Source organism: Anaerosporomusa subterranea (genome assembly GCF_001611555.1).
GTDB classification, from domain to species: domain Bacteria; phylum Bacillota; class Negativicutes; order Sporomusales; family Acetonemataceae; genus Anaerosporomusa; species Anaerosporomusa subterranea.
In genome coordinates this window covers 590,750-605,765 of the sequence record NZ_LSGP01000017.1, presented here as the reverse complement: position 1 = coordinate 605,765, position 15,016 = coordinate 590,750, and the positions used below count along the sequence as shown (strand labels likewise).

The 15,016-nt window shown below is 39.2% G+C and carries 15 protein-coding genes; all 15 read right to left on the bottom strand.

All coding sequences use genetic code 11. The features are described 5' to 3' along the window. Positions 1-11: 11 nt before the first annotated feature. The 15 genes from rfbB to AXX12_RS10200 are packed head-to-tail and all read right to left on the bottom strand — an operon-like array spanning position 12 to position 14,963. Positions 12-1,085: a dTDP-glucose 4,6-dehydratase gene (gene rfbB, locus AXX12_RS10270; RefSeq protein WP_066241894.1), complete on the bottom strand. Its 1,074-nt coding sequence runs from the start codon at positions 1,083-1,085 to the stop codon at positions 12-14. Further along, positions 1,082-1,957 (bottom strand): glucose-1-phosphate thymidylyltransferase RfbA, encoded by an 876-nt coding sequence (gene rfbA / locus AXX12_RS10265; protein WP_066241892.1) that lies wholly within the window; start codon positions 1,955-1,957, stop codon positions 1,082-1,084. Before rfbA ends, rfbB begins: the two co-directional genes overlap by 4 nt. Before the next feature lie 36 nt (positions 1,958-1,993). Beyond that, the gene (locus AXX12_RS10260; protein ID WP_197470690.1) at positions 1,994-2,587 is read right to left on the bottom strand and encodes a GNAT family N-acetyltransferase; all 594 of its coding nucleotides are present in this window, start codon (positions 2,585-2,587) and stop codon (positions 1,994-1,996) included. A 7-nt stretch (positions 2,588-2,594) separates the two neighbouring features. Then, entirely contained in the window at positions 2,595-3,833 is a 1,239-nt protein-coding gene (locus AXX12_RS10255) for a glycosyltransferase family 4 protein (protein ID WP_066241885.1), read from the bottom strand. After that, positions 3,834-4,955, bottom strand: a complete 1,122-nt coding sequence (locus tag AXX12_RS10250; protein WP_066241882.1) for a DegT/DnrJ/EryC1/StrS family aminotransferase — start codon at positions 4,953-4,955, stop codon at positions 3,834-3,836. It lies immediately after the preceding gene. Continuing rightward, on the bottom strand, positions 4,952-5,368 hold the full coding sequence (locus AXX12_RS10245; RefSeq protein WP_066241879.1) for a sugar 3,4-ketoisomerase: 417 nt from the start codon (positions 5,366-5,368) through the stop codon (positions 4,952-4,954). The genes AXX12_RS10250 and AXX12_RS10245 overlap by 4 nt, the downstream gene beginning before the upstream one ends. Before the next feature lie 3 nt (positions 5,369-5,371). Then, positions 5,372-5,947 (bottom strand): acyltransferase, encoded by a 576-nt coding sequence (locus AXX12_RS10240; protein ID WP_066241876.1) that lies wholly within the window; start codon positions 5,945-5,947, stop codon positions 5,372-5,374. Positions 5,948-5,967: 20 nt separating this feature from the next. Beyond that, positions 5,968-7,089: a non-hydrolyzing UDP-N-acetylglucosamine 2-epimerase gene (wecB, locus tag AXX12_RS10235; protein WP_066241873.1), complete on the bottom strand. Its 1,122-nt coding sequence runs from the start codon at positions 7,087-7,089 to the stop codon at positions 5,968-5,970. Further along, positions 7,086-8,150 carry a glycosyltransferase gene (locus tag AXX12_RS10230; protein ID WP_066241871.1) on the bottom strand — a complete coding sequence of 355 codons (1,065 nt, stop codon included), beginning with the start codon at positions 8,148-8,150 and terminating at the stop codon, positions 7,086-7,088. The genes wecB and AXX12_RS10230 overlap by 4 nt, the downstream gene beginning before the upstream one ends. 15 nt (positions 8,151-8,165) lie before the next feature. Then, positions 8,166-9,380 carry a hypothetical protein gene (locus AXX12_RS10225; RefSeq protein ID WP_156478628.1) on the bottom strand — a complete coding sequence of 405 codons (1,215 nt, stop codon included), beginning with the start codon at positions 9,378-9,380 and terminating at the stop codon, positions 8,166-8,168. Positions 9,381-9,432: 52 nt separating this feature from the next. Beyond that, the gene (locus AXX12_RS10220) at positions 9,433-10,542 is read right to left on the bottom strand and encodes an N-acetyl sugar amidotransferase (RefSeq protein ID WP_066241867.1); all 1,110 of its coding nucleotides are present in this window, start codon (positions 10,540-10,542) and stop codon (positions 9,433-9,435) included. After that, positions 10,539-11,309 carry an AglZ/HisF2 family acetamidino modification protein gene (locus tag AXX12_RS10215; protein ID WP_066241864.1) on the bottom strand — a complete coding sequence of 257 codons (771 nt, stop codon included), beginning with the start codon at positions 11,307-11,309 and terminating at the stop codon, positions 10,539-10,541. The genes AXX12_RS10220 and AXX12_RS10215 overlap by 4 nt, the downstream gene beginning before the upstream one ends. A 1-nt stretch (position 11,310) precedes the next feature. Continuing rightward, a complete protein-coding gene (hisH, locus tag AXX12_RS10210; RefSeq protein ID WP_066241862.1) occupies positions 11,311-11,925 on the bottom strand; it encodes an imidazole glycerol phosphate synthase subunit HisH in 615 nt (204 codons plus the stop codon). A gap of 43 nt (positions 11,926-11,968) precedes the next feature. Further along, positions 11,969-13,657, bottom strand: coding sequence for a D-glucuronyl C5-epimerase family protein (locus tag AXX12_RS10205; protein ID WP_066241860.1), 1,689 nt, complete (start codon positions 13,655-13,657; stop codon positions 11,969-11,971). Next, positions 13,650-14,963, bottom strand: a complete 1,314-nt coding sequence (locus tag AXX12_RS10200; protein ID WP_066241858.1) for an oligosaccharide flippase family protein — start codon at positions 14,961-14,963, stop codon at positions 13,650-13,652. Before AXX12_RS10200 ends, AXX12_RS10205 begins: the two co-directional genes overlap by 8 nt. Positions 14,964-15,016 lie beyond the last annotated feature (53 nt).

Sequence of the window (15,016 nt, the reverse complement as noted above, 5' to 3'; positions counted from 1 at the left end):
GAAAGTAGGACTTAGGAACTTAATTTTCCGGCATAAAACTTATCGTAATACAATTGATAGTCGCCGGTAATGATATTCTCAAGCCAATCGGCGTTGTTAAGATACCAAACAATAGTATCTTTAATACCATCTTGAAACTTAATAGAGGGCTCCCAGCCAAAATCCCTCCGCATCTTGCTTGCGTCAATAGCATAACGCCTGTCATGTCCTTTACGGTCTTCAATATGGGTAATCAAATTATAGCTGACATGCTGTTTCCTAAGATCATCACTTGATAAAATCTCACTGATACTATCAATAAGCAATTTTACAATTGCAATGTTGGTTGACTCGTTATTTCCGCCAATATTGTATATTTCTCCAGGTTTGCCCCGCATAATAATCTGTTCGATCGCTTCACAATGGTCTACTACATGTAGCCAATCTCTGACCTGCTTACCGTCTCCATAGATTGGTAATAGCTTGTTAGTCAATATGTTATTTATCATTAATGGTATCAGTTTTTCAGGAAACTGGTATGCACCGTAATTGTTCGAACACCGACTGATAGTGACTGGCAGTTTATACGTATCATAATAAGCCTTGCAAATCATATCTGCCGAGGCTTTTGAGGCAGAATACGGTGAACGTGGATCAAGTGGAGTCTGTTCGGTAAAGAGTCCTGCCGCGCCGAGACTGCCATACACTTCATCGGTTGAAACTTGATGGAACCTCGTAACGCCAAATTGTAATGACGCATTAAGCAATATCTGGGTACCTAATATATTAGTTTTTAGAAAGAGCTGAGGATCACTAATGCTTCTATCCACATGCGACTCAGCCGCGAAATTGACTACATATTCGGGTTTGTAGGTTTCAAATATTCTTTTAATTGCTTGTTCGTCACAGATATCTACTTTTTCAAATACGTAATTCTTATTGTCAATATACTGAGAATCAAGTTTCCGTAAGTTATCCAAGTTTCCGGCATAAGTTAATTTATCAATATTGATGACCTGTATATCACCATGATATTTATTAAAGATATAGTAAATATAATTTGATCCGATAAAACCCGCGCCGCCAGTAACTAATACTTTTCTCATTCCGAATCCCTCTTTACCAAGTTCATTAAATACTGTCCATATTGATTCTTACTTAGGGGAACGGCAAGCTTTTCAACTTGTTCTGTGTCGATATAGCCCATCCTGTATGCTATTTCTTCAAGGCAGGCGATCTTTAAGCCCTGACGCTTCTCGATCACTTCTACAAAATTGCTGGCCTGAAGCAGCGCCTCATGTGTTCCGGTATCAAGCCATGCAATGCCCCTGCCAAGAAGTTCCACTTTCAGCTTGCGCATTTTCAGATATTCCTTGTTGACATCAGTTATCTCGAGTTCTCCTCTGTAAGAGGGTCTCACGTTTTTTGCGATATCAACTACATTATTATCGTAAAAGTATAATCCGGGTATCGCATAGTTTGATTTCGGCACAAATGGTTTTTCTTCTAAAGATATGACATTTCCCTGTTTATCAAACTCTGCTACTCCATACTGTTCAGGATTGTTAACGTAATATCCGAAAATTGTAGCCCCGCTGTCTGTACCGGCAGCTTTCTGAAGTGTCTGCTTAAAGCCCTGTCCGTAAAAAATGTTATCGCCCAAGATTAAAGCGACTTTATCATCTTTTATGAACTCTTCGCCGAGAATAAAGGCCTCAGCAAGTCCGTTTGGCGCCATCTGAACCTTATAACTGAGACTGAGCCCTAACGCTGATCCGTCACCTAAGAGATGCTCCATTTTAGGAAGATCCGATGGCGTAGAAATAATCAAAATTTCTCGAATCCCGGACAGCATTAATACAGATAGTGGGTAATACAGCATAGGTTTGTCATAAACCGGCAAAAGTTGTTTGGAAACGGACTTTGTGATAGGATAAAGCCTTGTACCTGATCCCCCCGCCAAAATAATACCTTTCATTACAAACTCCTCCAGTCTCCTATATGCAAATCAGCACTAAAAGCGTATCGTATACTCATTCATTCTTCTGCCCTCAGGAGTTATAAACTGGGCTGATATCTTGAAACCAAGATGTGTATAGAATTGATTGGTAGCTTCATTTCCATCTCTATCTGTAGTAAGAAAAACTTGTTTACAAGATCTTTGGTTAGCTTCATTGAGAAATGCCATAACAAGCTTCTTACCGATTCCTAATCCCTGAGCCTGAGGGGCAACACCAATGGAATAGAGTCCGGCGGCTTCCTCTCCTTTCGGATTCTTCCCCGGATAAAATACTGCCCTTGCCAAACGTGGCAGGATCCTCGGACTTCTCATAATTGCCTGAGTAGATGCAAGCAAAAACTTCGGCCATTTGTTACGCAATAATCGCGTGTAAAATCCTGCCGGATTGCTTGTCCCTACAACAAATCCAAGTGTCTTACCCTCCGAATCTACATAAACAAACCCAATCTTTTCATGTGCAGAACAAACTGAACTATAGTAAATCCGCAGGAACTTTTCTCCTAAAAAACTAAGAAAAAAGCCGGGGAAGCTTTTCATGTGAATATCGACTACCTCAGGAATGTGTTCTAAGTCAACAGGCTTAATCATTATATCCTCACTTTTCCCCGACTGCATTTTCGAGTATGGATACATATTTCTTGCTTAATATTTCGCGAGAATAGTTCATGGTAACATAGCTTTGTGCGGAAAATCCCATGGTTTCCAGCAGTGTTCGGTCAGCACTGGCTAATTCGGAAATAGCCGCCGCCATTGCTTTGCCATCTTCCGCATCAACGACTTTGCCGGCGTTCGCCCGCAGAACTAAATCTGCAGTCTCTCCTTTGCCGGCAACTACAATGGGTCGCCCGCTTGCAAGAAAATCGAACAGTTTATTTGGCAAATTACCTGTATAGAATTCGCCGCGCCGGTTAGGCAGCAAAAAAGCGTCTGCAGCATTTAATAACTTTGGAGTTTGCGACCGCGGAACTGAATCGAGGAAACGGACATTTGTCAAATTGCGCAATTGTACTTCTGACTGCAGACGCGGCTTTTCATCCCCATCGCCAACGAATACGAATATACATCTCGGATCATTCCTCAACTCTTCGGCGGTTTCTATTATCGTCCAGAGGGCGTTATACGCTCCGTGTGCGCCAAGATACATACATACAAACCGATTCGCAAAATCGAGCTGATCTCTTGTCTCATCACGCTCAGCGTCCAATACTTTTGATCCTGGGAAAAGACTTAAATCTACTCCATTAGTGATAAGCGCCAACTTTGATAATGGAATTCCTTTATTATGAATATTGTCTTTTATTCCTTCCGTGAGAGCGACAATCGTATGCGCCGCTTTATAACAGAACCTTTCCAGGGCTTTTGCGGCGCTGATCAGCAGTTGGCTCTTAACAACGCCGGATGCTACCGCAGCATCCGGCCAAACATCAGTTACTTCAAATACGAATGGGATCCGTTTGATCCGGCTAAGGACATAGCCCAAGAAACCGACGTTCAAAGGGGTTGATACAGCGTAAACTATATCCGTATTTTTTATTTGCAGACCTACCAATAATGTTGGCAGCATATAGGTCATGTAGTACCAAAACCGTTTCAGAAAGCTACCGCGAAAATTTGAGTAAGAGTATACATACCAGACGTCTATTCCGTCCACGTTGCGATATACTTTCCAGCCTTCACCCGGAAATTTCTCTGTCGCTTTTTTATAGTCGACGTTACTGGTGATAACAGTAACTTTGTGGCCTTGCGCCAGCAACTGGCGGCAGAAATACAAATTTCTGTCAGAACCTGGGTCGTTTCCTGTCTCAAAAAGCTGAGAAACAAACAAAACGTGCATTTACTTGGTTCTCCTCGCCCTAAAGCTTGTAATGGCATCTACTACAAATTTCTCTTGCCCTATCATATGGGGACCTATCGGTAAGCTGAGAATCTCGCGCGCCTGGCAGCTCGCAAGCGGATATGCATCTTTGCCATATCCGAGATACGCATACGCTGCTTGTTCATGCGACGGAATTGGATAATGTATCAGGTTGCCAACTCCTTCTGCATCAAGGAAAGATTTCAGTTGATCCCGTTCTTGCATTCTGATTACATATAAATGCCAAACCGGCTCAGCCCAATTGGGCACATGAGGAGTAGTAATTCCCGAACAGACTTGTACAAGTGTATCGTGATAAAACGCAGCGACAGTCCTCCGACGCTCATTCCATGCATCCAAAACCGGAAGACGTACTCGTAAAAAGGCTGCCTGCATTTCATCAAGACGGCTATTAAACCCTTGCAGCTCGTGCACATACTTTTTCTCCGAACCGTAGCTGCGAAGTTTGCGAATGGTGTTTGCCAATTCCGCATCATTAGTAGTTACGGCTCCGCCATCACCAAACGCGCCAAGATTTTTTCCGGGATAAAAACTGAATCCAGCGGCATCTCCCAGACCTCCGCACCGCTTTCCTTTGTACTTAGCTCCATGTGCCTGAGCAGAGTCCTCTAAAACCTTTAATGAATATCTACCGGCTATTTTCTTAATTGGATCCATATCTGCAGGTTGGCCATACAGATGAACCGGAATAACCGCTTTGGTTTTAGCGGTAATGGCGCTTTCCAGCTTCATAGGATTGAGATTGTATGTTCTATCATCAGGTTCCACCGGAATTGGCCTGGCACCTGTATACGTAACTGCAAGCCAGGTTGCGATAAAGGTATTTGAAGGCACAATTACTTCATCTCCTGGACCGATGCCCCATGCCCTCAGTACTAAGTGCAGTGCTTCGAGTCCATTACCAACTCCAATACAATGCTTTGTCCCGCAGTAATCCGCAAATTCTTTTTCGAATGCATCCAACTCCGGGCCTGCTATAAACCATCCTGATTGCATGACCCGATGATACGCATCGTCCAGCTGTTCCTTCAGTTCTTTATAAGAAGCGCTGATATCCAAAAACGGTACATTTGCCTTCAATCCTCTTCCCCCTTAGCTGCCTTTAGAAAATCCTCATACGTTCGAAAGTAGTCATTTTCATCGTAGTATTCAGATGCCAGGACCATGCATACCGCGTCTTTTGAGAAGTTCGTTATTTCACGCCAAATCATATTAGTGATAAATAAGCCTTCATTGGGCTCATTTAATGTTAAGGTTTTTCTATTTGACCCATCGTCAATAAGAATGTCAAAGCTTCCCGAAATAGCGATGATTAGCTGACACAATTCTTTATGAGCATGTTCTCCTCGAGTTCCTGCGGAGGGAATATCGTATAAGTAGTAAATCCGCTTAATTGCAAACGGAATGTGTCTTCCACCCTCAATAAAGCTTAGATTACCACGAGAATCTACAATCTTAGGCAATTTGATAATGCTGCAATCCTGAATACTCATCTTTTACTCCTCTATTACACCATCTGAGCTTATAGAATAATATAGACCACAGGAACACTGAAGGCTAGAATGGTCAGATGATGCGTCTATTCGTTCCCCACAGCGGCATACCCAACCAACTAAGCGCCCAGGATTGCCAAAGACCAATCCGTAATCTGGGACGTTACGTGTCACTACGGTACCGGCGCCAACCATCGCATACCTTCCAATAGATATGCCTGGAAGAATAGTTGAATTGGCACCAATGCTTGCTCCTTGTTTGATTACAGTTTGTAAAAACTCTGTAGGATATTGCTTGCTTCGTGGTCGCTTATCATTCGTAAATACAACATTGGGGCCTAAGAAGACATCATCCTGTATGACTACTCCTTCCCACAAGTAAATGCCGCACTTAATAGTGACCCGGTTTCCAATGCTCACACCGGTTTCGACAAATACATGGTCACAAATGTTGCAATCACTGCCGATTATAACTCCGGGCAAGATGTGAGTAAAAGCCCACACTCTCGTCCCGTCTCCAATGCTCACTCCCGGCTCTACGATTGCGCTTGGATGCATATAGTACTGATCGTTCTCCATGACACAACCCCCTCGGACACCTAGCTCAGATAGCCCCGAATTACCTCGTTAATGATTTTTGCGGCAGCATGGCCCTCCCCATATAATTGGCTATTCCAGTCTATACTGGAATTGATAAAGCCTTTTTCTGCCTCAATAATCCGGTGCTTGTCCGCCCCGCAAAGCACGTTATACCCATGAGTTACTAATTCAACCCATTCGGTTTCATCACGCAGGGTTACGCACGGCTTATGAAGAAAATAAGACTCTTTTTGCAGTCCGCCGCTATCAGTGAACACCGCCTTGCATCGACTTAACAGCGTTAGCATGTCAAAGTAACCTACTGGTTCGATAATTTCAATTTGCTTTGGAAAAAGACCGTATTCATCTAGCAAATTACGTGTTCGGGGATGCAATGGCAGTACAACGGAAATATCAGCAGCGATTTCGTCTAAAGCCTTTATGATGCTTTCCAGTCTGTTTCTGTCATCGGTATTCTCCGCACGGTGGATAGTAGACAAGTAAAAGCATTTATGATTATCAATCAGCGCATGAATCTTCTCAGACGGCTTTGCATGTAAGATGTAATACCTGACTGCATCACACATTACATCTCCTGTATTAACCACCTTTGGAGAGTTGCTTTGTTTGCCTATAAAATTGCTAAAACCTTCATTATTTAAGTTTTGAATCGCGTGGTCAGTAGGGCAAAACAGCCAGGTTGAAATTCTATCAACAAGAATTCGGTTCTGCTCCTCCGGCATTCTGAAGTTCATTGAGCGAAGACCAGCTTCAACATGAGCCACAGGAAATGATAGTTTTGAAGCAGCCAGCGCTCCAGCCAGAGTTGAATTTGTATCACCATAGACCAAAACTACATCCGGCTTTTCCTGAACTAATACCTCTTCAATTTTCTCAAGCATCCGGCCTGTCATAGCACCGTGAGATGCCGCCCCGATGCCAAGCGAATAGTTTGGTCTGGGAATTTTCATTTCTTCAAAAAATATATCAGACATATTATGATCGTAATGCTGTCCGGTATGGACAATCACTTCTGAAATGGAAGGCTGCATTCCTTTTCGGTTATGTTCCTCTATGGCTCTCGATACAGCCGCCGCTTTAATAAATTGTGGACGAGCACCGATTACTGTAAGTATCTTCACTCGGAAATCTCCTTATATAGTTTTAATAGCTTAGCTTTCTCTGCCGACCAGCTATATTTCTGTAACACCGCTTGCTTTCCATTCTCGCCCATTAGTCGCGTTTCTTCCGGATGCTCCAGTATCCATTTCATCGCTTCCGCTAATGCCTCTGGAGATGTTGGGTCTACCAAAATACCGCATTGTGCATCTTCAACAATTTGACGCCACTTAGGGAAGTCAGAAGCAATTACAGGAATGCCCAACGCCATATATTCAAATAATTTATTGGGTAATGCATCTATGTGGTTTGGTTCCGGCAGATACGTAACAAGTCCCGCCCTGTAGGTAGATGCTTTTTTTTGAGCAACTTCGAAGGGAAAGTTACCGAGAAGATTAATCCTACTACAATTCCACGTGTTCGTGGCTGAAGGTCCGATGATGTCAAGCTCAGCAGCAGGACATAGTGTCATGGCTTGATCTATCTGTTTGCTTCCCCGAATTTCATTCATCATCCCCAACCAAACAAGCTTCCTACTATAGTTCTCTGGTGGTTCAATGTTCTGGCTAATTGGGTAGTTATGTAATACAACTACCTTCTTCTGCCTTAATTCAAACCTTTGTTGAATTTCCTTATGAACTGTTACTACCGCATCAAACTTGGAAACCGAATAGTTTTCCAGAAGTGCGAACAGATTAGATATAATTTTCCTAAGTGTAATCGGAATCCAATATTTTGACAAAATATCCGATGGATAATCTTCATGGGAATCATAAATTACCTTCTTGCCCTTATACTTTAAAGCAAGTCCAATAGGAATCAATTCAGGATCATGAAAATGATAAATATCGCCGTTAATTTCAGAAGCTTTCTTATATACATCTAAAACTACTTGGGTCATTCTAGCTAGACGACTTTGACTACGTTTAATACCATGTATACTTACACCTTCAATGACTACATCCTCATGATGGGGAACAACAAAGGACACCTCATAGCCGGCTTGAGCAAGACTTTTGCACTGCTTTAGAAATATCCTAGTGTCAAATGGTCCATGTACTGAACTTAAATGAACTATTCTCATTTTTATTAAAAACCCCTATTTAGCTATACTTCTATTTGGCAATAAAAATAATATTAAAATAGCAAAACCTAATCCTCCAGTTAGAAATGCAGTCAAAAATGGAGCTTCAAAAAGGAAGAATATTGGCAGTAATATTGCCCCAATTGCTATTTTCATATCTTTTTGAGATATCAAAACTTGGATTAATGTTAACACAAAAAAGAACAGCACTAGTACCAGTAATACTCCTAAAAAACCAAAGTTCATATACGCATCAGCAACCATACCCGTATTTGCGGCTACTCTTTCATTATTATAGAATATTTGCCCGAGTAGATACATCGGCTCTAAACTATAAGGATAATTAACGAAAGAGCTGAATATACTATGCGACAAAAAAACTAACTGTTCTTGCGAAAAAAACTGATAATATTCGAAAGATATTTTAGCAGGTAAAATAAATGGCCGGTTGCTAAGTAAATATGACAACCACTCATCATCAAACAAATAAAAAGATAGTATGCTAGCTATCAGTATGGCACTTAAACTATTAGATAAATAAACTATACTTCGCTTATGCTCTACTATTTTTCTAGCTGCCAGCACAAAAAATATGCTCATCAAGTAGCTCTTGTTTCCTGTAGCTGAAAAAAGTAGAAATTGCATCCCTAGCATCAGCAAACAATAAAAAAGTCGGTTCTTTGTGAGGAAATATGAAACTAATAAGGGAATAATCACCAATGCCGTCCAATTCAATATATAGCGTACAAACGGCAATTGAAGATTTTTATAAGCCATTCTCACATCGTACACTTTAGTTAGATCGAAAAGATTAAATGAACCCGTTATAACCAAAACAAATACAGAATATTCTAGGCAAATGAGTCCTCCCAAAAGAAGAATGGCGTTAAATTCTTTAGTACTATATATTTTATATACCCTAAAAGCAAAAACACTTTTACGAAACCATAAAGACAATATTACCCAGAAGCTTTCAATTGTATATACCCATACTCTTGATTGATCGGATAATCCATATATAGTTAAGTGAGGTATTACAGAAAAAATAACGAATAGCCCTAAAACAAAACTATAAAACTTCGAACCATCTACCGGTAAGATAATAGCCATAATAAGCAGTAAAAAATATGATTCCATTATCTTGAGCAAAGATATTTGAATTATTGGTGCATATTCTCCGAATGACGGACTGGTAAGATAACATGATACATCTAAGCAAATTTTAAACAAAAACAAACTGCATATTAAGGCAAGTCGATTATATGATATTTTCATAATCATATTATTTTTTTAGCAAACCACGAATAGTTCTTAGTTTTTCTAACAAGTAATGGTTGGAAGGATAGTCTCTAAACGTTTTGTTAGGACTTTTCATTATTTCATCAAATTCTTGAGTCGTTAAATCCAGTTTCTTAAGAACATATTCTTTATCTTCTTGCAATTGTTCAATTGGATATAACTCTTTCTCAATTTCTATTAGAGCTTCCTGGCGCGTTAGTTGTCCTGATACTATTAAACTGGATAGGTGAGCTCGACGTTTGTCATAACCAAATTTAGCAGGCAAATAATATGCTTGGAAGAATTTTGTAAACCTAGATTCAAAATGTTTTCCACCGTAATATTGCCACGAAAATTCTTTAGCCATAATCTTTATAGCCTCGTCTTTATCATAGGGCATATAGTTCAAGGGAGCAATTACTTTCATCCCTTTTATATATGGATAGTATACTAGGTATTTAAATAAGCTTACCTTAGGAAATGTCTTCAGCGGCTTACGTCCGAACCGATCATATATCCCTTCTACCTGCTTTAAATCCATGGCCATATAACCCCATGAAGCAGGGAGAATGCCTTCGGTTGCAAAATTCAATCCGCTTAATACATACTTGACATTATTTTTCACTGCATAATTATATAAACCCGCAAAAAACGCATGATCTTGTGGCGTATCCTGATTTGCTACTCCAGACAGCAAGAACGCTCGTTGAACTTCAGCTACTTCTTCCCAATCAACAACATGTGTATATAAGTCGATATTAAGTTTTTTGCAGATATTCTCAATATTACGTACCGCAATCTCAGAATTCCAACCTGCATCAACATGAACAGCTAAGAGTCTTAACCCCATCTGAACAGCTTTATATGCTAAGAAAGAGCTATCTACACCACCACTAAGACCAATTATGCAGTCATAATCATTATTTTTATTCTCCTGTTTAATCTTCTCGACAATACTCAACAACATTTGCTGACCTTGTTCGTTTGGAAACCAGCGCGGCCTGATATTTTCATCAAAGTTCCGACAATGATTACAAACCCCATATTCATCAAAAGTAATCTCAGAATCACTGGTATCCATTATGCAACGATTACAAACTTGATATTCCTTCATGTAAATACACCTGCTTTAATTAATTCTTCTTCGTTTGGAAAGGTAATCAGGACTGCTTTATGCTTACCATAATAAACAAACATACTGCCTGCGGCCATTGCGTCTGCCTTACCGTTATGCAAAGCCATTGATAAATCATCCACATTTCTAGCTCCGCCACATGCAATCACCGGTATACCAACTGACTCCGATACTTTTTTTATCAATCCTAAATCATATCCACTCATAGTGCCGTCTTTATCAATAGAATTTAGAAATATCTCGCCCGCGCCTAACTGTTCAACTTTGCGTGCTAGTTCAGCGGGATCATAATCCGTAGCAACTTCTCCACAATTAATATATGCCCGATACTTTCCAAAAAAGTTTTTCTTTACATCTATTGATACTACAATACTTTGGCTTCCAAAATGCCCACTGGCTTCTTGTATTAACATTGGATTTTTTACTGCACTAGTGTTAATAACTACTTTCTCAAACCCCATTCCTAAAATGATTTTTACTTCATCAAGGGTGCTTATACCGCCGCCGTAACACATCGGCATAAAAGCTTCTGCCGCTATGCGGGATAATAGTTCCAGATTCGGGCTTCGTTTTTCCTTCGTCGCAACAATATCCAAAATGGCTAACTCATCCACATATTTTTCATTAAATATGCGTACAGCATTAATAGGATCTCCTAAATATCTTGGATCCTTAAATTTAACTGTCTTGACTAATCCATTATTCTTTAGTAACAGACAAGGAATGACCCTTGGACGCAAATACATACTAACATCTCTCCACAAAATTCTTTAGTAACTGCATACCGAACTTATGGCTCTTTTCAGGGTGAAATTGAACTCCATAAATATTATCCTTTTGTACAGCAGATATGAAGGAATAGCCATAATTAGTTGTTAGTAACTCATCCGACTTATCTAAACATAATGCATGGTAACTGTGGACAAAGTAAAAACGAGTCTTTTCATCCAACCCCTCTAAGAGCGGAGATTTTTTTTGCATTCCAACTAAATTCCATCCCATATGCGGTAATTTTAATTCACTGCCTCGCTCATGCCTAAATTTAACATTAGAGAAATTAATCCACCCAAGACCTGGAAGTTCACCTTCCTCACTTCCTGTTCCGAGAATCTGCATCCCCAGGCATATTCCCAATATTGGTTTTTTGTCTTCAACAACAACCTTATTTAATAAATTGACTAGTTGTCGATCACCTAAGTTTCTCATACCAGTGTCGAATGCTCCAACCCCTGGTAGTATTAACTTATTCCCATTACCGATTACTTCCGGATCTGACGATATTGTTGCAGCTTTGCCGATATGTTTGAGCATATTTAATATTGAACCGACATTGCCTATGCCATAATCAATGATAACAACCATTCGCCGCTCGCACTCCTACCCCTTGTCAGTTTAGCAAAGTTATTTACTTTTGCTCATTTATAATTAAGTCAGGATGACCTTTCAGATGCATAAAAGCAGATGCTGATGTAGGATAATTGTATACACCATTTATCTCTACCATCCAATCTGATTTATTGTGTTTATTAACTTCCGTCTCTGTAAATATACTTATCCGGACTTTATTAATATCGCCCTTTAAGTTTTCAAAATTATTAAAGCCTAAACTGTGCAATAGCAAAAGGTTCTTTCCTTGAACAAGCGGCCTATAATATCTGTGTGCCGTATTTCCTTGATTATCAAATAAAACAATATATACTAGCGCCTCTTCTGCTGAAGTTATTTCTATCCCCCAGAAAGAATCAACACTTTTTTGTAAAGGCTTGTCCAATTCTATAACTATAGTACCCTCATCAGAACTAGAAACTTCTCGTTTTAATGAGAATTCATTCTTTGCTACAGGTATAGCATCATTAAAACCATTCGTAGTGTAATCAATCTTGGAAGGTTTTAACTGATCGTCAGATTTTATTTGTCTAATTGGTGCAGAAAATAAGTAATATTTTTTTGCGTCAGAACCATTATGGGAATACATGTGATAACCTTTAGTATTGGCAGGAATACTTCCTTGCATAAATGCTCGTTCAAAAAAAGATCCCGTTCTATTGGATTTTATCGTACCCGTTATATTACCTTGATCGTCATAAAATTCAATGGTATTGAGGAAAATATCAATGTAATAAGGATGAGGAGCGCCAGCACGCAATAGATAGTACTGATTATCTACAGCGTATAGTGGTAGAATTTTAGTCAGAGCTATTCTATGTTTAGTGGCTTCTTCATCATAAAAATTATCAGAATGCAAAGTATATAAAGCGTCCAGTTGTTTAGTCTCATATATCATATAATGGGGTTCAATTATTGTTAAAGGATTTAACATATAATACGACCAATCAAAGCTCTTATACCAATAGCCCGGCGCTAACTTCTTATATGCTAATAATGCTTTGTCATAAGTAGCGTATAATTCTTCATCTGCAGTTGCATTTGCCAGCATCAAAATAGATTGCAATCCTACTAAGAAGCCATTCAGAACATAATACTCATTTTCTTCTGTTGATAATGGGTATGCATATTCTGCTAACCACTGTGTCCCGTTTTTTAGTGGAAGGATAAATGAGCCCTCTTTTACAGTTTTCAGCATATGTCGAACAATTCTCTCACGATACTCGATGTACTTTTTTTCTCCTGTAATTTCGTAGGCGGCTTGACTGCATAAAGCTATGACAGGTGCATCCATAGAACTAACCCATCCATCAGGATAACTCCCATACTGGGGATGAGGCCAAGCACCCTTTTTATCAAATACTGCTAAAACCTTATCCAATCTTTTCAATCCAGCTACATAGCTATTGGAATCATTGTTTCTATAACCGTTATTAAATGCTGTAATTATCGCAGTACCCTCTAACCAGGGGTCAATAAATTCTGTCCCTTCTCCATAGAGACGGCTTATCTCTTGCGACTGATCAATATAGCGGAAATTCTCATACGGAAGATACACTTTGTCGGAATACGATAACACTGGTATTGGTTTTTCTACTCGTATTATTGTTTTAGTTTCTTGTGGTTTTTTATATAAAATATAAATAACAGAAGGTATTAAAAGTATAGAAATTACAATTAAAAGTTTAGCTATAGTTTTCTTATGCATCGCTAACTCCTTTAGCCCATTTTCTACACTGGTAAATCATAAAAAGATATACCATGCTCATTACTATACCAAATAATATCATTGCCAACTGATTTTCACTAGAATAAATATACCCGCCATAAATTGCCAGAAAGCATCCTGCTACCCTAGCAAACTGCAGATAAAGTTCCACCCTTTGCTTTTCCGCTATAATATACATAATGCTTAAAGGACTTGCAATCATTTGTAAAAAAGTCATCATTGTTAGCAGCCTTGCATAGACTCCAGCCATTGCCCAGCTCTCCCCAAAAACTATGCAAAATAGCTCAGGCCCCCATAAGCCGAAAATAAGCGCAGGAATAAATGCAATTACTGTAAGATACTTTAGACTTTTATTAAACGCTAAGTAACAATTGCCTTGTTCCCGATATTCAAAACTAAACCTTTCCCGCATAATATCACCCATCGTCTTTGCAATAAACCCAACGGGTGCACCAATTACTCTTTGAGTGAGAGAGAAATATCCCGCTATCGAACTTCCAAATAAGGAATTTAGCATGATAAGCGGAAGCTGAGCGGATAAAGTCTCCATAGAGTGCGCAATGATTAGGTATTTTGGAAAATTCAAATATCGCTTAGCTAGAATTCGGACTGAATCAAAGTTAACGTCTTTGTACAATGGCTTTATTTCGTGCCGAGATCCTAGAATGATCGCTATCGTTACAATAGCATAGGCCGCAATTTGCGCTAGCACTAATCCACCAGATATAACTTTTGTATATCCAATTGTTATAGAAATTAATGAACCTAATACGACAATCCATAGCCTAGTTTTTGCCATACTACGAAAATTCTGTTGCCTGTTTAACCAGTAATATAAGACTTGATACAAAGATTGAAACATAACTAATAAAGGTAATAAGAATAATAGGCCGACAATATCTTCTATTCCTAAAACTAATAACCACTCGACTGGAATAATAATGGTTGCGAAAAAAAATACTAAAGAACTACATATTATTAAACCAAAAGAAAGTACAACAATATTGAATGCTTCTGTTAATTCCCTCGGCAATATAATAGCTAATTCATAACGTCCTGTAACAATAAGTGCTAAAACATTAGTTATTGCCATCGACAGTCCAAATATCCCGAAATCTTTTGGTGTATATAATCTTGTCAATAATGGTGAACTAGCCAGTAGCAGTAGCTGGGATATTACCGTCCCTGACATTAATATAGTAAAGTCATGCGCAATTTGTCCATTTTTCTTGTTCCGCAAATAGCAAGTTAAACTTATGAAGACACCGGCTAGCCTCTCATACACATGGTTACATTCCTTTCAGTTAGCCTATACAGAAGAGTATATCTAGTTAAGAA